The organism is Streptosporangium sp. OZ121, assembly GCF_051918885.1.
In the GTDB taxonomy this organism is placed as follows: domain Bacteria; phylum Actinomycetota; class Actinomycetes; order Streptosporangiales; family Streptosporangiaceae; genus Streptosporangium.
In genome coordinates this window covers 24,791-44,235 of record NZ_JBPXMC010000032.1, presented here as the reverse complement: position 1 = coordinate 44,235, position 19,445 = coordinate 24,791, and the positions used below count along the sequence as shown (strand labels likewise).

The 19,445-nt window shown below is 66.9% G+C and carries 14 protein-coding genes and 2 pseudogenes; 6 read left to right on the top strand and 10 right to left on the bottom strand.

Annotation, left to right across the window (positions count from 1 at the left end; translation table 11 throughout):
* Positions 1–87 precede the first annotated feature (87 nt).
* The 9 genes from ACTOQ1_RS36335 to ACTOQ1_RS36295 all read right to left on the bottom strand — a co-directional run bounded on the left by ACTOQ1_RS36335 (position 88) and on the right by ACTOQ1_RS36295 (position 11,318).
* Positions 88–2,595 (bottom strand): glycoside hydrolase family 2 protein, encoded by a 2,508-nt coding sequence (locus ACTOQ1_RS36335; protein WP_440072506.1) that lies wholly within the window; start codon positions 2,593–2,595, stop codon positions 88–90.
* Entirely contained in the window at positions 2,592–3,146 is a 555-nt protein-coding gene (locus ACTOQ1_RS36330; protein ID WP_440072505.1) for an acetylxylan esterase, read from the bottom strand. Before ACTOQ1_RS36330 ends, ACTOQ1_RS36335 begins: the two co-directional genes overlap by 4 nt.
* 5 nt (positions 3,147–3,151) lie before the next feature.
* Positions 3,152–4,822, bottom strand: coding sequence for an FAD-dependent oxidoreductase (locus ACTOQ1_RS36325; protein WP_440072504.1), 1,671 nt, complete (start codon positions 4,820–4,822; stop codon positions 3,152–3,154).
* Between the two features lie 27 nt (positions 4,823–4,849).
* The gene (locus tag ACTOQ1_RS36320; RefSeq protein WP_440072503.1) at positions 4,850–5,755 is read right to left on the bottom strand and encodes a carbohydrate ABC transporter permease; all 906 of its coding nucleotides are present in this window, start codon (positions 5,753–5,755) and stop codon (positions 4,850–4,852) included.
* Entirely contained in the window at positions 5,752–6,666 is a 915-nt protein-coding gene (locus ACTOQ1_RS36315; RefSeq protein WP_440072502.1) for a carbohydrate ABC transporter permease, read from the bottom strand. Before ACTOQ1_RS36315 ends, ACTOQ1_RS36320 begins: the two co-directional genes overlap by 4 nt.
* A gap of 12 nt (positions 6,667–6,678) precedes the next feature.
* A complete protein-coding gene (locus ACTOQ1_RS36310; protein ID WP_440072501.1) occupies positions 6,679–8,019 on the bottom strand; it encodes an ABC transporter substrate-binding protein in 1,341 nt (446 codons plus the stop codon).
* A 74-nt stretch (positions 8,020–8,093) separates the two neighbouring features.
* A complete protein-coding gene (locus tag ACTOQ1_RS36305) occupies positions 8,094–9,152 on the bottom strand; it encodes a LacI family DNA-binding transcriptional regulator (protein WP_440072500.1) in 1,059 nt (352 codons plus the stop codon).
* A 499-nt stretch (positions 9,153–9,651) separates the two neighbouring features.
* A complete protein-coding gene (locus ACTOQ1_RS36300) occupies positions 9,652–10,638 on the bottom strand; it encodes a lysostaphin resistance A-like protein (protein ID WP_440072556.1) in 987 nt (328 codons plus the stop codon).
* A 29-nt stretch (positions 10,639–10,667) separates the two neighbouring features.
* Positions 10,668–11,318 carry a hypothetical protein gene (locus ACTOQ1_RS36295; RefSeq protein ID WP_440072499.1) on the bottom strand — a complete coding sequence of 217 codons (651 nt, stop codon included), beginning with the start codon at positions 11,316–11,318 and terminating at the stop codon, positions 10,668–10,670.
* A 99-nt stretch (positions 11,319–11,417) separates the two neighbouring features.
* Here ACTOQ1_RS36295 and ACTOQ1_RS36290 point away from each other — a divergent pair, with 99 nt between their 5' ends.
* Together ACTOQ1_RS36290 and ACTOQ1_RS36285 are read left to right on the top strand one after the other, a co-directional pair.
* Positions 11,418–12,020: a TetR/AcrR family transcriptional regulator gene (locus ACTOQ1_RS36290; RefSeq protein WP_440072498.1), complete on the top strand. Its 603-nt coding sequence runs from the start codon at positions 11,418–11,420 to the stop codon at positions 12,018–12,020.
* A gap of 61 nt (positions 12,021–12,081) precedes the next feature.
* Positions 12,082–12,398: pseudogene (locus ACTOQ1_RS36285) on the top strand (transposase); the annotation flags it as partial.
* Between the two features lie 172 nt (positions 12,399–12,570).
* On the opposite strand, the pseudogene ACTOQ1_RS36280 reads toward ACTOQ1_RS36285, so the two are convergent.
* Positions 12,571–12,783, bottom strand: a pseudogene (locus ACTOQ1_RS36280) (transposase family protein); the annotation flags it as partial.
* Between the two features lie 598 nt (positions 12,784–13,381).
* On the opposite strand from ACTOQ1_RS36280, the gene ACTOQ1_RS36275 reads away from it, so the two are divergent.
* The 4 genes from ACTOQ1_RS36275 to ACTOQ1_RS36260 all read left to right on the top strand — a co-directional run bounded on the left by ACTOQ1_RS36275 (position 13,382) and on the right by ACTOQ1_RS36260 (position 19,352).
* Complete coding sequence (locus tag ACTOQ1_RS36275; protein WP_440072497.1) at positions 13,382–14,899, top strand: GMC family oxidoreductase; 1,518 nt, start codon at positions 13,382–13,384, stop codon at positions 14,897–14,899.
* 537 nt (positions 14,900–15,436) lie between these two features.
* Positions 15,437–16,981, top strand: a complete 1,545-nt coding sequence (gene glsA / locus ACTOQ1_RS36270) for a glutaminase A (RefSeq protein ID WP_440072496.1) — start codon at positions 15,437–15,439, stop codon at positions 16,979–16,981.
* A 91-nt stretch (positions 16,982–17,072) separates the two neighbouring features.
* Positions 17,073–18,092, top strand: a complete 1,020-nt coding sequence (gene glnII, locus ACTOQ1_RS36265; protein WP_440072495.1) for a glutamine synthetase — start codon at positions 17,073–17,075, stop codon at positions 18,090–18,092.
* A 528-nt stretch (positions 18,093–18,620) separates the two neighbouring features.
* A complete protein-coding gene (locus ACTOQ1_RS36260; protein ID WP_440072494.1) occupies positions 18,621–19,352 on the top strand; it encodes an N-acetyltransferase family protein in 732 nt (243 codons plus the stop codon).
* Positions 19,353–19,445: the final 93 nt, after the last annotated feature.

The window sequence follows — 19,445 nt, the reverse complement described above, 5'->3', positions numbered from 1 at the left end:
TCTTCCATGATCAACCTCCTGGGGGATCGGCGTGCATAGAAGTGAGCTCTGTGAAGTTGTGCCGGACGGTCTCCGGGACCGCGCGGGCTACGCCCTTACCTGTGCTCGTTCGGGCATCACCTGGACTGACGGAACGAGCTGGTTCGCGGATCGGAGCACGTCGGGCGCGCTGAGGGTCTCAAGGTCCAGTTCCTCGGTGCTGTGGATCCGCAGCGTGGTCTGCTCTCCAGGCAGCAGCGTGACGAGGGCGTCGTCGACGAACCCCGCCGGATCGGCCTTGTCGATGAGGAGGGTGAGATCCCGGATCAGCGTTCTGGCCTGGACGGTCAGCTCGTATCCCTCCGGGATCCTGCTCACCTCGGCGCGGAACGACGCCGACGCGAGCGCGCTGTCTCGGTACTCGGCGAAGAACCAGAGGGCGCGGACGCCGTGGAGGGCCGCGACGACCAGTTCTCGTTCCGGGGAGGAGGCGGTGCCGATCTCGTCGGGGATCCGGACGCGCTGCGCGCCGCGGGGTTCGACGGCGACCGCGATGGCGGCCTCTGCCAGGATCGCGCCCTCGTAGTCTCTGCGTTCCAGCAGCAGCTCGCCGTCCCATCGCTGGTCGGTGTCGTTGAGGACCGCCGCCTCGAGACCGTCCGGAGCGGGCTGGATCGTGACCAGCTGTTCCCGGTTGATGTGTCGCAGCGCGTAGAGCATCGGCTTCGCGCGCCCGTCACCGTCGACGGCCGACCAGGAGGTCACCGGCCAGCAGTCGTTGAGCTGCCAGACGATGGTGCCGGAGCAGATCGGCGCGCGGGAGCGGAACCATCCGATCCCGGTGCGGATCGCGGCCGCCTGATTGAGCTGCATCGCCCAGTGCCAGTCCGACATGTCGTTCGGCAGCCGCAGGTGCGGGAGCAGCCCGTCGGTGAGCTTGTCGTTGCCGTTGACGGCCTTCTGGTGGACGACCATGCCCGGAGACTCCGGCGTGAGCGGGTCGTCGGAGACGGCACGCGTCAGCGTCGCCCAGGCCGGTGGCGCCTGCCAGCCGAACTCCGCGACGAACCGCGGCGTGTAGTCGAGGTAGTGGAGGTAGTCCTTCTCGTTCCACACATCCCAGATGTGGATGCTGCCGTGACGCGGGTCGTTGTGATCCGGGTCGTCGCCGAGCCCGCTGCCGGCGGGGGTGAACGGGCTGCCGGGGGTGTATCCGATGTGCGGCGCGAGTTCCTCGACGATCCTGGGCAGGAGGTCGTGGTAGTACCACGCCCCCCACGTGGCGCCGTCCAGCCGCGAGAGGTAGCCCCACTCGTGAAGACCCCAGAGGTTCTCGTTGTTGCCGTTGAGGATCACCAGCGACGGATGCCCGGCGAGGCGGGTGACCGCTTCACGCGCTTCCGCCTCGACCTCGCCGCGCAGCGGCTCCTCCTCGGCGTAGGCGGCACACGCGAACAGGAAGTCCTGCATCACGAGGATCCCTCGCTCGTCGCAGAGATCGTAGAAGTCGTCGGACTCGTAGATGCCACCTCCCCAGACGCGCAGCAGGTTCAGCCCGGCGAACGTGGCCTGACCGATGCGGGCGGCGTGGCGGTCACGGGTGACCCGGTGCGGGAACGCGTCGTCGGGGATCCAGTTCGCACCGCGGATCTCGATGCGGCGGCCGTTGATCCGGACCGTGAACGGAGTGCCGTGCTCGTCGGGTGTCGTGTCGAGGTGGACCGTGCGGAACCCGATGCGCTGGTCGCGCTCGTCGAGCACCGCCTCGGACGCGGGGTCGCTGACATCGATCAGGGCGACCGTGACGTCGTAGAGCGCGGGGTCGCCGTGCCCGCGAGGCCACCACAGCCGCACGTCGGGAACCTCCGCGTCGACCACGATCCGGTCGGTGTCCCGGCCCAGATCGGCGCGGATCGTTCGGCCTCCGATCGTCACGAGGACGGCAAGGCGCCGATCGCGATCGGTGCGGGCGACATCGATGTGCAAGGCGAGCAGCCCGAGCGAACCCTCCACGGTGACGACGGGGCGTACGTCGCTCAGCCGCGCGGTCCATCGCTCCACCCGCACCGGACGCCAGATGCCCACGCTGGCCGTGTCGATTCCCCAGTCCCAGCCGAAGCTGGATGCCATCTTGCGCAGCGCGTTGAACGGGTGGGAGTTCACATGCGGCCGGTATCCCAGCTCCAGCGAGCGGCGGTCGGCCTCGCGGACGGGCGACTCGAGGTCGACCTCCAGGGCGTTCGATCCGCGCCGCGCGGCGGCTCGGATGTCGTACCGGTAGCTGCGGTGCATGTTCTCGGAGCGGCCGAGCTCGTGACCGTTCAGCCGAACCGTGGCGACCGTGTCGATGCCGTCGAAGACGAGGTCGAGTCCGGGGCCGAGATCGTCCAGATCGAAGTCGGTGCGGTATCGCCACCGTGACCGACCGATCCACGCCTGAGCGGACTCCTGATCGTCCAGGTAGGGATCCTCGGTGATGCCGGCGGCGTGCAACGCGGTGTGCACGGTGCCGGGGACCTCGGCCGGGACGCGCACGCCACCCAATCCGACGGGCGCCCTTCCTTCCAGGTGGAGGAGGGTCCAGCCGTCGCGCACGTCGGTTCGTCGCAGTCTCATCTCTTGCTCCTCCCGATCCCGTTGGTGCGGTCGAAGACGGCGCGCAGCGCGTCGACGGCACGAGCCGTGTCCACGTACAGGCGCGTGTAGTGGTGGCCCGCGGGATCCTCGATGCCATTGGTCATCTGACCGGGAACGGTCGGGCCGGACGGGCCGACGGGGTCAGCGGTGGCTCCCCGCCGGTAGCCGCTGCCCCGACCCCGGCTGTCCATCATCAGATGGGCGTATCCGGCCGAGGACCACAGCAATGACTCAAGGTGGTGTCCCCGTCCGCCGCCGTAGCCCTGGTACTGCACCACCCCGGGGATGGGCGTGGCGCGGTGCCTCGGGAGGTAGAGCCACCCGCGGATCGGGTGACCGCCATGGCCTGCGAACCGGACGTCGAACACATCGACCGTCTCCAGCAGCGAGTCCACCGCTGTGGCTCGCACGTCGATCGGATGCTCGGCGGCACGCTGGATCTGGGCGGTCCAGAAGGCGTCGAAGTCCTCCGGGTCGACCACGGCGCTGCGGTAGTCGAGCAGCCCTGCCTCGTCGAGGTCGGTGAGCATCTCTGCTACACCCCCGCCGGCGCGGGAGCCGACGCCGCGTCATCAGTCGGCATCGGGACACGGTCGAACGCGGCCCCGCCGGTGCGGATCTGCTCCGGCCAGGCCAGGGACACCCCGAGATCCTCGGAGAGCACCTGCTGCAGCTGCGTCAGCTGCAGCGGGTCCTCACGGATCCGCGCCGGGTCCAGACCGGTCTCCACGACGCGCGCGGCCAGGGCGCCGACGGCTTCGCCGATCGACCACTCCACCGGGTGCAGCCGGTATGCGCCGTTGGTGATGTGGGTGGTGCCGATGTTCTTGTTCGCGGCGACGAAGTTGTCGGCGTCGGCCGCGATCAGCGCGCCGAGGGGGATCTGGAAGGGAAAGCAGTCGATGTCGACGTAGTTGCGCCCCGACGTGCTGGGGTGCAGGTCGATGCGGTAGTAGCCGATGCCGACGCTGTCCGCGAAGATCGCGCTTCCCGCGTCGGCGCCGCGCATCTGGCGGCCGATGTGTCCCTCGGTGACGGTGAACAGGGCGCGGATGCGCCGCGACTCCCGGATGTACACCTCCTTCGCGAGACCGTCGGCCGTGCCCGTGACGTCCCCGCGGGGACGCAGCTCCGGGTAGCCGAACCCGCCGTCGTGGCGAGGCGCCTCGGTCTGCATCCAGTACACGAAGCTGCGGGTGAGAGAGCGTGCGCCCTCCAGCGCCTTCTCACGGGCCTGCGGGCTCACGCCGTGCAGCGGCAGCTCCCAGTAGTCGATCTGCGGCCAGTTGACCAGGGTGATCTCCCCGCCGGTGAAGGCCGGGTCCAGCAGCTGCCTGGCGAGGATCCGCCGGTACTGCCAGAGATCGTCCGCACGCGTGTGGATCGCCTCCTGCGGGGACTGCGCGAACAACGGGCGCACCCGCGGCCGCAGGGTGTCGGGGACCACGTCCTCCCAGGACAGCTGGGAGGCGGGCCAGCGCGGGTCGATGGTGTCGCGCCAGTGCTCGTAGCGATCGGGCCGGGGGATGGTGTGATCCTCCCCCGGGCGGTACTCCAGGGCGACGCACCAGCTGACCGCCTGCTGGTCGGCGACGTCGGCGACGTCGGGGGCGTGCAGTTCCCCGGTCTCGTCCTTCCCCTCCGCGCCGATGACCACCGGCAGTCCGGCCGGCTCGATGAGGTCGCCCTCCTCCGTCGCATCGGCGACCAGGGTCGCGCGCACCTCGACTTGATCGCCGTTCGGCGCGCGAAGCGTCACCGACGTGATCCGTCGCCCATCCCGGCGCACGTCGACCGCGGTGTGCTCGCGCAGCAAGGTGATCGCCCCGGATGCGATGTGCGCCGAGAGGATCTCCTCCACCGCCAGGGCCCCGACGCGTGGTTCGTGGCAGATCCGTGAGACGAAGCCCATCCCGGGATTGAGATGTTCGATCCCGGCGGCGTCCTCGGTGAGCGGGTACGCGCGCCGGTAGTGACCGCGGATCGCCTCCCGCAGCGCCCGATAGCTGGGCGAGGTCAGGGAGGTCTCGATCCACTGGTGCTCGTCAGGCGGCACAGCCTGCGTGGACAGCTGTCCGCCCAGCCACGTCGAGCGTTCGGCGAGGACGACCCGGCATCCGAGCTTCGCGGCGGTGAGCGCCGCCGCGACGCCTCCGAGCCCTCCGCCGACGACGAGGAGATCTGTGGAGATGGCGGAAATGCGCAAAGGATTCCTTTCGAGAGGTCGGGCCGGTCAGCCCTTGACGCTGCCGTCGGCCAGTCCGGCCACGAACGCGCGCTGGTTGAACAGGAAGAGGACGACGACGGGGATGGTCGAGATGACCGCGCCGGCCATCAGTGGGCCGTACTGGATGTTGCCGCTGGCGAGGAATCGCGCCAGCGCCAGCTGCACGGTCTGGGAGCTCTCCGTGTTGGTCACCACCAGCGGCCAGAGGAAGTCGTCCCAGACGCCGACGAAGGAGAAGATCGCGACGACGGCGACCAGCGGCTTCGCCAGCGGCAGGTATATGGAGCGGAAGATTCGCCACTCGCCGGCGCCGTCGATGCGTGCTGCCTCGGCGAGCTCAGGGGGTGCCGTGCTGAAGTACTGACGAGCGAGGAAGATGTTCATCGGCAGGATCAGGTACGGGAGCATGACCCCGGCGAGGGTGTCGAGGAGCCCGCTGCCGCCTTGCCCGAGAATGTCGTTGCCGCCCGCCAGCGGTATCCCGCGCGCCATCAGGAACAGCGGTATGAGAGTCACGGAGACGGGGATCGCCGTGGTGGCGACGATCCCGACGAAGACGCCGAAGCTGCCGGGGAACGGCATCAGCGCGAACGCGTAGCCGGCGAGGACCGAGAAGACGCTGTTGCATGCCACGACAGCGACGGCGACGATCGTCGAGTTGAGCATGGCCCGCACGATGTTGGCGTCCGTCCACGCCGTGCCGAAGTTCTCCAGTGTGGGGTTGGCGGGGATCAGCGAGACGGAACCGAACGCTTCGTTGTTCGGCGTGAAGGCCAGGCTGATCATCCACAGGAAAGGCACGACAATCAGGAACGACAAGACGTAGAGGAAGATCATGGCCGGTACGCGCGACGTGCCCTTGATCCTCGTCGTGCGTCGTGACGTGGTCGCCATAGGTCGAGTGACGGTCACTTCTGTCTCCCAACGAGCGAGCGGACGGAGAGCGCAGAGAACCCGACGATGAACGCGAACAGCACGAACGCCATCGCCGACGCCGACCCGAGCTGGTTGTACTGGAACGCCTCGGTGTAGATCAGGTAGTTCACGGTCGTGGTCGACCCCAGAGGCCCGCCCTTGGTGAGGACATAGATCTCGGCGAATCCCTGCGCGAGGAAGATGATGTCCATCGTCACGACGTAGACGAGCATCGGCCGCAGCCCTGGGAGCGTGACGTAGCGGAAGGTGTTCCAGCGACCGGCGCCATCGACGCGGGCGGCCTCGTACAGGTTGCGGGGGATGGACTGCAAACCGGCCAGCAGGAGGACCATGTTGCTGCCGAGCGCCTTCCAGATCCGCATGGCCGAGGCGGCGTTGAGCGCTGTGTCGGCATCCAGCAGCCACTTCTGCTCGGGAAGGCCGAACGTGGCGAGGATGTCGTTGAACAGGCCGTTCGGAGAGTACATCCACAGCCAGACCAGGCTCACGACGGTCAGGGAGACGATGTGCGGAAGGTAGAGCGCGGAGCGGAAAAGGCCGACTCCGCGAAACGGCCGGTTCACCAGCATCGCGAGAACGAGGGCGATGACGACCGTCAGCGGCAGGACCTGCAGCACATAACGCCCGGTGACCAGCAGCGCGTTGCCGAACTCGGGATTGCTGATGAGTTCGGCGTAGTTGTCGAAGCCGGTGAACTCGGGGCCGCCCCGGCGGATGGGGTTGTAGTGGGTGAAGCTGAGAATGAACCCGTAGACGACCGGGATCATCTGGAAGATCAGGATGTACAGGCCCGCGGGAAGCACGAACAGCAGACCGATGAGCTGCATGCGGTTCCAGCGGCGGTGTCCGGGGCGGGGCGAAGTGGCGCGGGGAGTGCTGGTCGACACGATGGGAGGCTCCTACCGGTTCTGCTTGAGGACCTTGTCGACCTCGACCTTCGCCTGGTCCAGTGCGTTCTGCGCGGGCACGACGCCGTTCAGCGCCTGCTCGAGGTGCTTGTCCAGCGTGTCTCGCGCCTGCACCCAGCCCGGAACATTCGGGTTGGGCGTGAAGTTCGGCGCGTTCGCCACGAACGCCTGGAGCACTGGGTTGTCCTTCACGTAGGCCGTCTCAGCCGCGGACGCGCGTACCGGAACAGCGCCGATGCCCCGGGTGTAATCGGCGCTGACCTCAGGGCCGAGCATGTACGAGATGAATGCCCACGCGAGGTCCTTCACCTTGCTGTCGGTGTTGATCATCAGGCCGGGGCCCGATCCTCCCAGAGCGGAGCCCTCATCCTGTCCTTCGAAGGGCAGGGCGGGCATCACACGAAGGTCCAGGTCGGGGGCCGCGGCGACGATCTGGTTCGCGCCGCTGGCCGACTGGATCTCCATCGCCGCCGTGTCCAGAACGATCGGCTGCTGCGCGGCGGGCGCGTTGATGTAGTCCGCGCCGAGGTTCGCCGAGACCGCGTCGGGACCGGCGAACAGATCGGTGAAGAACTCGAGCGCCTGGACACCCTGCTTGGAGTTGAACGTGGCCTCGGTGCCCTGCTCGTTCAACTGGGATCCCCGCGCCGATCCCAGCAGCGTGGCAAACGTCTGCTGTCGGCCGATCGCCTGGCTGGGCACCAGCAGCCCGGAGCGGGTGATGGTGTCGCCGTCACGCACCGTGAGCTTCTCCGCGGCGGCGCGCACTTCCTCCCATGTCTTCGGCGGCGCGTCGGGGTCGAGCCCGGCGGCGGTGAAGTCGGCCGCGTCGTACACGATCAAGCTGCCCTGCATGGACAGCGGCATCAGGTAATGCACGCCGTCGACCTGTCCGCCCGGCAGGGCGGCGGCCATGTCCTCTCGGTCTGCCGAGTCGAGCTTGGCGAGATAGTCGTCGAGGGGCTCGAGCCGGTCGTTGACGACGAAGTCGGCGATCGCGGCCGGACCGTGTCCGAACACGTCCGGGGCGGTCCCCGCGGCGAACGCGGCGTTCAGCTTCGTGGACAGGTCGCCCCAGTCGACGAAGGTGACATCGAGCTTCGCGCCTGTCTTCTCCTCGAACGCCTTGGCGATCGGTCCGGTGACGAGGTCGATCTCGGTCTGGTTGGTTCCGGGGAACCAGACGGTCAGAGTCTTCCCCTTGACCCCGTCGCCGCTCGGCGACGCGTCGTCGGTCGGCGCTGAGGTGCATCCGGCGAGCAGGACCGCGCCGACCGCCAGCGCGGTGACGCCGGCCCAGCGCTGGGCGCGTCGTGGGGCATGAGCCTTCATCGGACCTCCTTTTTCGTATGAGTAGAAAACCATTCGGTCTTGATGGGGGGTGCGGGGTGCGGGGTGCGGCCCGCTCAGGTCGGGATGGCCGAGCGGGACGTGTGCGGGCTGGTGATGGTCGCCGTCGAGGGCGGCTCGACCGGGAGCAACTCGTGGTAGGTGTTCGGGATGGTCCCGTCGAGCAGCTCCATGAGCACGGAGATGGCGCGACGACCGAGTGCGCGGCGCGGCACCCGGATCTGGCTCCAGGTGTGCGCGGGCGACACGTCGGGCACGGTGTCGAGCACCACGACCGAGAGGTCGCGGGGAATGTCGAGCCCGGCGGCCTGCGCGATGGCGGCCAGTATCGTCGCGGAGTCGTGGTTCTCGATCAACAGCGCGGTGGAGCCCTCGCGGAGGATCCGGTGGAAAACCTCGGCGTTCAGCTCGTCCGGCGCGATGAAGAGCGGGTCGCCCGAACCGAGGCCCAGGCGGGCGACATGCGCACGGAAGCTCTCATGGCGCGCCTCCTGCGGGTTCCTGCGCGCGGTCTCTCCGAGATAGGCGATGCGGCGGTGGCCGGCCTCGGCGAGGGGCTCGAGGACCAAGGCGAGCGCCTGGTGGTAATCGGGGGCCACGTACGGGAGCTGCGCGCTCGCGCCGTCTCGTCGCCCGATGAACACGAACGGGTACTGTTCGGAGGCGAGGCGGACCAGCTCCTCCTCGTTCTGCTCCATACCCAGCATCACCGCGCCGTCGGCCAGACGAAGCCGGTTGGCCCCGTTGGCGTAGATCCTGCGGATCCCGTCGTCGCCCTGCGTGGACGCGAACAGCACGAGGTCGACCTTGAGCTCGACGGCCTGTTCTTCGATCCCCACCAGGAACGGGTGGTAGTAGTCGTCGGAGGCCACGGGGAACACCGGCTCGAAGGTGTGGACTCCGATCAGGCCGTTGCGCCCCCCGCGCAGCGAGGTGGCCGCGACGTTCGGGACGTACTGGAGCTCCTTGACGGCCGCGTGGACGCGATCCTGCGTCGCCTGCGGAATGGACTCCGCCGCCGCGCGGCCATTGAGCACGAGCGAGACCGTGGACTGAGTCACGCCGGCGAGCCGCGCGATGTCGCTCTGCCTGGGAGCTCGCGTCCTCTTGGCCATCACTGTCTCTCAGTCTCGAGGTCATCTCACTGAGCCCGCTTCAATCTCACCGGCTCCCCACCTCAGTTGATATCAGTTACTCATACGAATTAGCAACCATGTGAGGAGCCACTGTCCCGGTGAGGTGGCCGGCAACCGCCGTCGGCTCCGCAGGCTCTCGATGAGCCGCCTGACGGCCTCAGAAAAGGCTGCGCAGAAACCGTGATCTTCGTACCGGCTCGGTGACGGCATCTGTCTGCCCTGCTCACCGGGCATACGTTCCTGGCCCATGCCATTCGAATTTCTCTCCGACCAGCAGGGCGCCCGCCATGGCCGTCCCCCCCCCCCGATCCCTCGGCGGCGGAACTGGAGCGGTTCTTTCGCCCGGACGGCGCGGCGCCGCCCGGCCGCCAAGCTGGGGTGGGCAGTGGACACGGTGCGGATACTGATGTAGCCCGACTCCACCAAACTCGGGGTACGTCAAAGCCTCCAGCGATCCCGGCGCGGTTCAAAGCCCTGCTCAAACTCGGCTGCGCCCTGATCTGCCGGCGCCGCCTCCACCACTCAACGAGTCAAAAGTAAGTGCTGGTCCTGACTTTCGGGTGCACCACCAGACGATGGCGGTTATGACGATGACAGTGAGAGCGGGCACGAGCTGGTAAGGCGAACCGACTCCGGCTGAGCGGTCTTGCAATGAACTACCGAGGTCTATCCGCAGGGATGTGGCCAGGATCAAGGTAAAGGTATTGAGTACGGCGTGGAGCATGACCGCGATCTCAAGCCCGCCTGTGCGCCAGGTGATGATGGCCAGTCCGGTCCAGAGCACGAAGTACCAGACGATGATGTACGGATCCGTTGCGCCGTGGATGGCCGTGAACAGCACGCTCGAGACCAGCACCCCAGCGACCAACCCTGCCCTTGGGTTGCGGGTCCAGCTTCCGATGACGCGGAAGATCAGACCACGCACGCCGTATTCCTCGCCCGCCGACTGTAGCGGGGTGAGGAGCATCGTGGCGATGAAGATGGCGATGAGGTCGGTCTGCGACCAAGGGGACTCCTCAACGGGCGTGAGAGCTCCGAGGATGTTGACGATCAGCCAGGCGGGACCGAAGACGAGAAGCGATCTGCCGAGCAGGCCGAAGCGGAACCGCGATGTCACGGAGTGCAGAGACGCACCGGGCACGCCGTAGAGCCACCGCTGGATGAGCATGCTCCACGGAATGAGCAGGCCGAGGGAGATCATCGAACTGGCATGGGAGAGCGGCGTGTAGTCAGTGCCACCCAGGATCGGCGGGGTTTTGCCCATCTGTACGTCGATGAGCGCAGCCGCCCTGCCGATGACCGTCGGGAAGATGACTAAGCCCGCCAGCAGGAGGATGATTGCGAAAATGCCGCGACCGATCCGGCGTTTTTCGCCGACGAGTACCCGGTGGTACTCCACTCCAGCTGGAATTGACGGCCCATTGCGGGGCTCGCCTCGGGTGAGCAGCCAGTTCGGCTTGGTCATGATGGTCACGGCTTTTCCTTATGGGTGTGCTATTTCCCGGCTTTGTCGAGCAGGCTGTAACGCAGGCGAAGTGCCCGCTCAGTGCTTCCCAAAATGGCCCCGACAGCGAGGGCGAAGTTAAGCCAAATCGATAGGTGGACGGGCGATTCGAAACGTCCGATGCTTTCGGCGATCGGGGGGATTCGCGAAACCGGTTCGGCGAGCTGCAGCAGGTTCAGGCCGACGCCGATGAGGAGCATCAGCACCGAGAGAAAACCGACCGAGCGGCTCAGCGCCGGGTGGTCGCGTTCGACGCGGGCACGGCGCCCTTCGGCGGACTTCGGATCAGGGATGAGCTGGTGCTCCGCGCCGTCGGTGGTGACGTAGTGGCAGCGCTTGATCCCGAATGCGCTGATCGCCACCTCGATGGTGCCGCCCTCGACGGGAAAGGCTGCCGGGAGTTTGGACTCGGCGTGGTGTCTGCCGTCGAGGTACAGGTGCGCTCTCGCCTTGCCGCTGCCCGTATCAACCCGGTATGGGAGGTCGACGGCATATACCGTCTGCCGGCCATCCCACTGGGGCAGCGGCAGGTAGAACAGTGCGCGGAAGGGCAACTGCCACCAGCGGAGAGGTTTCAACGCCCGCCCGTCTCCGCCTTGGACGCGTTTGGCTGCCCGCCGTTGCCGCCAGTCCTCGATCACGTTTCCTCACTCGTCCTTGACTGCCGCCATTTCACTAACACACTGTGTTAGCGGCAAAGCTAGCACACTGTGCTAGTACGATGTGACAGGAGGTGGCAGGTGACACAGCGGGACAAGAACACCGGCTCGCGCGAACGGATTCTCGCGGCTGCGGCGGCGATGTTTGCAGAGGATGTGAGGGCGAGGCTGAGCGTGCGTGCGGTTGCGGCACGCGCCGGGGTGAGCACGGGCTCGCTCAGGTTTCATTTTCCGACCCAGCTCGCGCTACAGGAGGCCGTGCTCGCCAGGATCTACGACCACTTGTTCCCTGACGACCCGATCCACGATCGATCGCTACCGGCCCGAGATCGACTGGTCAACTGTCTCCGGCAAGTGCTCGCCCCCGCTGGCGTCGGGAAGCAGGCACGTGAGGCGTGGACCAAGGCGTACCAGACGTATATCGCGTCCGACCCGACCGAGGAGGTGCGCGCGGCGTATCTCGCCTTGGAGCGGGAAGGTGGGCGCCGTATCGAGCACTGGCTGACGGTTCTCGCTGACGAAGGGGCACTGCCCAAGGAAGACCACGCACGCCGAGTGAGATTCCTGCTCACCGTCCTCGACGGACTCTCGATCGAACGAGCCCTACCCGCCGAGGATTCGATCCTGAGATCCGAGACCGAAACCCTCTATACGGCCGTTGACTGTGTCCTCAGAGGGACATAGGTACGCTTTACTACGACAACGACAGGTTGAGATCTCAGGTCCTGTAATAGATGATCCCGTCATGCTGGCGGAGACGGCAGCTGGATGGTCAGCGGGATTCACGACGTTCCTCGGCCGGTTCGCGGGCCGATTCCCGCGGGTGGAAGCGCGTCGGCAGATGCGCTCCTATGTACGAGGCCTGCCCGGTGAGAGTGAGCGTAAGAACGGCTGGACGCCGGCCGAGGCGGCTGGGCAGGCGGGCCCCGAGCGCATGCAGCGGTTGCTGAACTTCTATGCCTGGGACAGCGATGGGCTGCGCGATGACGTGCGCCAAAGCGTGGTCGAGGTCCTGGGTGATGCCGTGGCGAGGTGCTTGTGGTCGATGAGACCGGTTTCCTTTTTCCTTAGACCGTGTCCTACATGGTGAGTTTGAGATGTCGCTTGTGGCAGGCGATGGCTGCAGCGAGGGTGAGAAAGGCCAGGTAGGCGTAGGGGGTGACGCTCGTGACGGGGGCCCCGATCTACGTGATCTTGGACAACTTGTCCGCACACAACCGCGGGCCTCGCACACCAGTCGGCGTACGCGCAGGTCAACGACCACGGTGCGGCTGCCGACCGGCACATCCGCCAGACGCCGCGTGTGGTAGGCGTGCACCCGACGGGCCGGAACTCCACAGGCGGGACAGGATGCTGCCACCGATCGTGTTCGGGCTCGTACCCGCACGATCTGCTGCTCTGTGATCACCTGCTCGAGGACCACGCCGGCCAACTGCGGGAACAGCATCTTCAAGACTGTCGAGGCACACCAAGGTCACCTTGCCGGCCCGTACACTCCGTCACCACCGGATTCGTGCCAGAGCCGAAAACCGTACAGTCCTGTTCATATCGGTCAGGGCGGGCTTGCTTGGTCCGGCGGCGTTCCAGCAGCCAGGTGGGCTGCTCGGGCGCGATCAGCCGGCGCCGGCCGAGGGACGGGACAGAAGCCGGTGTCCGGCCTCGGCCGTACGCGGAACGTCTTGCCGAAGTCAGCAAGGCGAGCCTGCTGGAGACGGACGGCTGCAGCTCGCTCCAGCGGCCGTCGCAGGCGTGGCGATCACTCTGACCTGCTGCTTCCCACGTGCGGCCCTGTTTGACACCTCCACATATCGCGTGCAATATATCGCATACTGGGTTGGTGTAGTGAGCCACCGGTGGCGTCAACAGGCGGGTGCTCCGAGCCCGGAACAACCCCCTTCCCCCCGGGGCCGGCGATGCGATGGGTCACCGACCCTCAACCCAGCCCCCGCCCGAAGAAAGAGAGAGAAGCCTCCGCCGTTCAGACCGCTCTGTGGTTGATCGGAGTGAACCGGACACGGTGAAGGGTAGAGAGAAAGGTACTCGTGGTGAAAAGGTACGACTATATTGTGGTGGGCGCCGGGTCAGCGGGTTGTGTTGTGGCGGCGAGGCTCTCCGAAGACCCGAATACGCGAGTATTGCTCCTCGAAGCAGGCGGACAGGATTCTTCGGAACTCATCCACGTACCGCCGGCGTGGCCTGGGCTGTGGGGCACCGAAGTCGATTGGAATTACAGTACGGAACCGCAGCGCGGCACGGCTGGATCCGTTCACGCGTGGCCGCGCGGGAAGGTGATCGGCGGCTCCAGCAGCATCAACGCGATGGTTTACCTCCGAGGACACCGTAAGGACTTCCACCGGTGGGAGCAGGGAGGCGCTTCAGGCTGGGGCTACGCAGATGTATTGCCGTACTTTCGCCGCATGGAACACGTAGAGGGGCGCGAGCCGGACTATCGAGGTAGTGGCGGCCCGATACGTCCCAGTACTGCTGTCCATCCGAACCCTCTGTCCTCTGTTTTTTTGGAGGCCGCCGAGGAGTTGCACTACCCGATCACTGCAGACTTCAACGGTTCGGCCCAAGAGGGTGCCGGATGGCATGAACTGACGATTTCTGAAGGCAAGCGGATCAGCACGGCCGGTGCGTATCTACACCCGATCGCGGACCGCCCGAATCTCACGATCCTCACCGGCACGCGGGCGCGTCGCCTCCTCTTTCAAGGGCGACGCTGCATCGGCGTCGAGTATCAGCGTGGCGGGGAGTTGGGCAGCGCAAGGGCCGATGCCGAGGTAATACTCTGCGCGGGTGCGATCGAATCACCGCGGCTGCTTCTGGCGTCTGGTGTCGGGCCGGCCGATCACCTGCGGGAAGTTGACATCGAGGCAATTCATGACCTCCCCGGGGTGGGAATGAATTTGCACGATCATCCCCTGCTCGGGTATGTCGTGGAGTCCAGTCGGGAGATCCCGCCCGGTACGGCGAACCACGCCGAGGTGTCGATGCTCTGGAGAAGCGATCCAGGGCTCCCTGGGCCGGACATGCAGTTCATGTTCATTCACGTCCCCTTCCACCCGCCTACGCTGCAGGCGCCGGCGAACAGTTACACGTTCGGCATCGCTGCCGTTCCGCGGAGCCGTGGTTGGATCAAGCTCGCGAGCGCCGACCCGGATCAGCCGCCATTGATCAACCCGAACTACCTCGATGACGAGGACGACGTACGGCGTCTGCTGCTCGGTCTTGAAAGGGCACGAGAGCTGAACGCAACGAGCGCGTTCGCCGCCTGGCGGAAGAACGATGTCCTTCCCGAGAGCGACATCCGGGATGAGGCGAGACTTCGTGAGTTCGTGGCTCGCGGCACCGGGACTTACTACCACCCAGTCGGCAGTTGCAAGATGGGCGTCGACGACATGGCCGTGGTCGACTCTCGACTTGCAGTCCATGGACTGCACGGTCTGCGCGTAGCCGATGCATCAGTGATGCCATCCATCGTGTGTGTGAACACCAACGCGGCCACCATCATGATCGGTGAAAGAGCCGCCGACCTGATTCGGGAAGACTCCGCCGCATGACACCGGTAGCGGCCTCCGACGTCGTTTGCCGACGCTGGGGTTCGCGGCCGGTGAAGGTTGACACCGCAGCCCGGTGCCGGCGTCGACGACCGCCTCACAGGTGCCCCCAGACCGCGCCCTGGAACTGATCAGTGGTTCGGCCCTCGGACCGGTGTTCCGGCCGGCCGACTACTCGAACGGGTTCTCGCCGGACGTGACCAACGATGTGGAACGGTCCATGCGCCCCTCGCACAGGCCCGGCACACCCGTGCGCCCCCCGGGGGGGTACCGGAATTGACCCTCCGTCAACCGACGTCGATCTCCGGAAGACAGTGCCTTGCATTCCTCATAGCGCGGAATGCTTTTCCCGGACGCCGGGAGAAAGCGTCTCCCTCAGGAGGCCGAAATCCGCCGGCGTTTGTGACAGGCTATTGATCTTTTTACCCACGGAGAATGGGAGGTTAAGCCATGCCCACGGCCAAGAAAGCCGGACCCCGGCTGCACAACACAAATAACGAACTTTCCCCAGGGCCCGGCACGAAAGCCGCGGAGGGCGATTTGGGAACCGGGTATCACTACAAGCTCTTCAAGTCATTCGGTGTCGACGCGGACGGCCGGATCGCCGCTTCGGAGCTGGCCGCACGGCTTCGGGAGTCCGGTATCTCAGAAACCGATCCACGGGTCACGGAAGTGTGGGCGGCACTACGCCGGGGAATCGACATCGAGGGGCAATCCCGGATCGACCTGGACCGTTTCATCAGCCTTTGCCAGAAGGGCGGCAGCGTCGTCGCGAAGTCCATCAGGGGAGACTTCGTCATACCCGACTTCGCTGCGCTCCAGACGGAGATAGCCGGGATCTACGAAAGCCTGCGGCGCGTCGACGCAGGACATGTCGCCGACTACATTCCGCAACTCGGCCGCGTCGATCCGGAGAATTTCGGGATCGCACTCTGCACGACCGACGGGCAGCGTTTCGCGGTCGGTGACGCGGACACCATGTTTTGCGTGCAGTCGGTGTGCAAGCCGATCAACTACTGCCTGACGCTGGAGGAGCACGGCGCGGACGTCGTGCACCGGCACGTGGGTCGGGAGCCCAGCGGCCGCGGCTTCAACGAGCTGACGCTGAACAGTGACGGCCTGCCGCACAACCCGATGATCAACTCCGGCGCCATCATGTCGTGCTCGCTCATCCGTCCGAAGCACGACACAGCCGACCGCTTCGAATACGTCGCCGAGACTTGGCGCAGACTCGCCGGGGGCGGCACCGTCGGCTTCAACAACGCCGTCTACCTCTCCGAGCGCCGCACCGCAGACCGGAACTTCGCCCTGGGCTACTTCATGCGGGAGCACGGCTCCTTCCCCGAGGGCACCGACCTGGTCGAGACGCTGGAGTTCTACTTCCAGTGCTGCTCGATCGAGGTCGACGCACGGTCGCTGTCGGTCGTGGCGGCCGCGCTGGCCAACGGCGGGGTCAACCCGCTCACCGGGGAACGTGTTTTCTCCGCCGACACCGTACGCAAGTGCCTGTCGCTGATGTCCTCGTGCGGGATGTACGACTACTCCGGCGAGTTCGCTTTCACCATCGGGCTGCCGGCCAAGAGCGGCGTCTCCGGCGGTCTGATGATCGTGGTCCCCGGCGTCATGGGCATCTGCGTCTGGTCGCCGCGGCTGGACGCGCTGGGCAACTCCGTGCGCGGTGTCGCCTTCTGCAAGGAACTGGTGGGCCGCTTCAACTTCCACGTCTACGACTCCTTCGCCGCCGGAGAGATCTCCGGCAAGCGCGATCCGCGCCGCGGCAAGAACGAGGAGGAGATCACCTCGACGATGCGCCTGCTGTGGGCGGCCAGCCAGGGCGACCTGGACGACATCCGCATCGCGCTGGCGACGGGGAAGGACCCGAACTCCACCGACTACGACAAGCGGACCGCGCTCCACCTGGCCGCCTCCGAGGGACACCTCGAGGCCGTCCAGTACCTCCTGGACCAAGGCGCCGACCCGAACATCAACGACCGCTGGGGCGGGACCGCGCGCTCCGACGCCGAACGGGGGGCTCACGAGCGCATCGTGAAGCTCCTCACGCCCAGTCCGGCCGTTGCGGGCTAGCCGCTCACCCGTCCGTCTGCGGCGGCACGTTCCACCTCCACCACCCACGTCCTGCCGACCCACGGCAGGCCATCCGAAGGAGAAGACACAAGTGGCTTACAAGGCCGAGTACATCTGGATCGACGGTACCGAGCCGACCGCGAAGTTGCGCTCGAAGACCAAGATCCTCGCCGACGGCGCCGAGCCGGGCATCTGGGGCTTCGACGGTTCCAGCACCAACCAGGCCGAGGGCCACGCCTCGGACCGCGTACTGAAGCCGGTGGCCGTCTACCGGGATCCCATCCGCAGCAGTGACGACATCCTCGTGCTGTGCGAGGTCTTCAACATCGACGGCACCCCGCACGAGTCGAACACCCGCGCCCTGCTCCGCCCGGTCGCCGAGAAGTTCGCCGCCCAGGAGCCCCTGTTCGGCATCGAGCAGGAATACACCTTTTTCCAAGGCTCGCGCCCCCTCGGCTTCCCCGAAGGCGGCTTCCCCGCCCCCCAGGGCGGCTACTACTGCGGGGTGGGCGCCGACGAGATCTACGGTCGTGAGATCGTCGAGGCCCATCTGGACAACTGCCTGAAGGCAGGTCTGGGCATCTCGGGCATCAACGCCGAAGTCATGCCCGGCCAGTGGGAGTTCCAGGTCGGCCCGCTCTCCCCGTTGGAGGTCGCCGACCAGCTGTGGATCGCGCGCTGGCTGCTCTACCGCACCGCCGAGGACCACGGCATCTCCGCGACCTTGGACCCCAAGCCGGCCAGGGGCGACTGGAACGGCGCCGGCGCCCACACCAACTTCTCCACCAACGCCATGCGCGAGGGCTACGACGCGATCATCGAGGCGGCCGAGTCCCTCGGCCGCGACGACAAGCCCCTGGAGCACATCAAGCACTACGGCGTCGGTGTCGAGGACCGCCTCACCGGGGCCCACGAGACCGCCCCCTGGAGCGAGTACAGCTACGGCGTCTCCGACCGCGGCGCCTCGGTCCGCATCCCCTGGCAGGTCGAAGTCGACAAGAAGGGCTACATCGAAGACCGCCGCCCCAACGCCAACGTCGACCCCTACACCGTCACCCGCCTCATCGTCGACACCTGCTGCACCGCCCTGGAAAGGGCCAACCTCGTCTGAGGACGGCCGTGACGGACCGGCGTGCCCGGCGCAGCAGGCGCGCCGGTCCGTCCCTCATGGATCCCAACCGTGCAATTCCGCTGCTCGGCAGCGGCTTCCATACAAAGGGAGACTTCGACGCCGAAGGGCTTCGACGCGGGCGACACGTCGTTCGTACTCATCAGCGCCGCGCTGGTCATGCTGATGACGCCTGGCTTGGCTTTCTTCTACGGCGGGATGGTCCGCGTCAAGAGCCTGTCGCGGCTCGGGGCGGGTGAACAGGGGGGCGGCGACGCGCGTGGTCAGCGCCGTCAGTTCCGCATCCCAGCACACGACGCGATCGTCGGTCAGAGCGTACGTCACGCACCAACGATGACCCGACTACGTCCCGTGGCGGAGCGAAACGCATCAAGGCCTGCGAATGTAGTACCCGTATATGAACTTTTATAGATATATCGCACTGTATGTCGTTATACGTACAGCAGGACGGCGCCTCCCCCTAGCCTCTGAGACGTTCGAGTACGGCACTGAAACAGGAGGAAGCACGTCATGTCCTTCGTGCGCATCCGCACCACCGTCGACAGGCGGCCCGGCCACCTCGCCTCCCTCGCGTCCGCCCTGACCCGGCGGGGAAGTGGAATCATCGGCCTGTTCGTCCGGTCCGGCAGCGGGGGCGAGGCGCACGGGTTCGCGGCCGGGACCTCCGCCGCGGCCGGCGACGTCGAGGCCGCCCGCGCCGCCGCCTTCGCCCGCCGCACCCGGCCCCCGGCAGGACCGGCCGTCGGCGAGCGCACCCTGTGCCTGACGGACGGCACCGAGGTCCTCGTCCGCGCCCTGACGTCCGATTCCGAGGAAGCGGTCCGTGGCCTGCACGGGCGCTGCAGCCCCGGCTCGCGCTGGTTCCGCTACTTCACCGCCATGCCGGCCCTGCCCCGGCACATGTTCGACCGGCTCTGCGACCGCGACCGGGGCGAGTCCGTCATCGCCTGCCACAACGGCCAGGTCCGCGCCATGGCCAACCTCGTATACTGCGCCGACCCCGGCGTGGCCGAGCTCGCCCTCCTCGTCGAGGACGACTGGCAGGGGCGCGGCCTGGGCGCCGAGCTCGCCCGCGTTCTCGTCGGCGTCGCCCGCGACCGCGGTCTCACCGAGGTCCACGCCATCATTCTGTGGAACAACCAGCGCATGCGCCGCCTCATGGTCGGTCTCGGCTCCACCGTCGGCCCCACCGACGACCCCGGGGTCGTCGAGGCTCGCCTGCCTCTCGCCGCCACGGTCTGACCATGGTGCGGCCGCGCGCAGCGCGCGATTCCGCCTGACGCTCCCCTCGCGGCGACCGGCCATCCCCGCCGCCGGGCGGCACCGGTACTACAT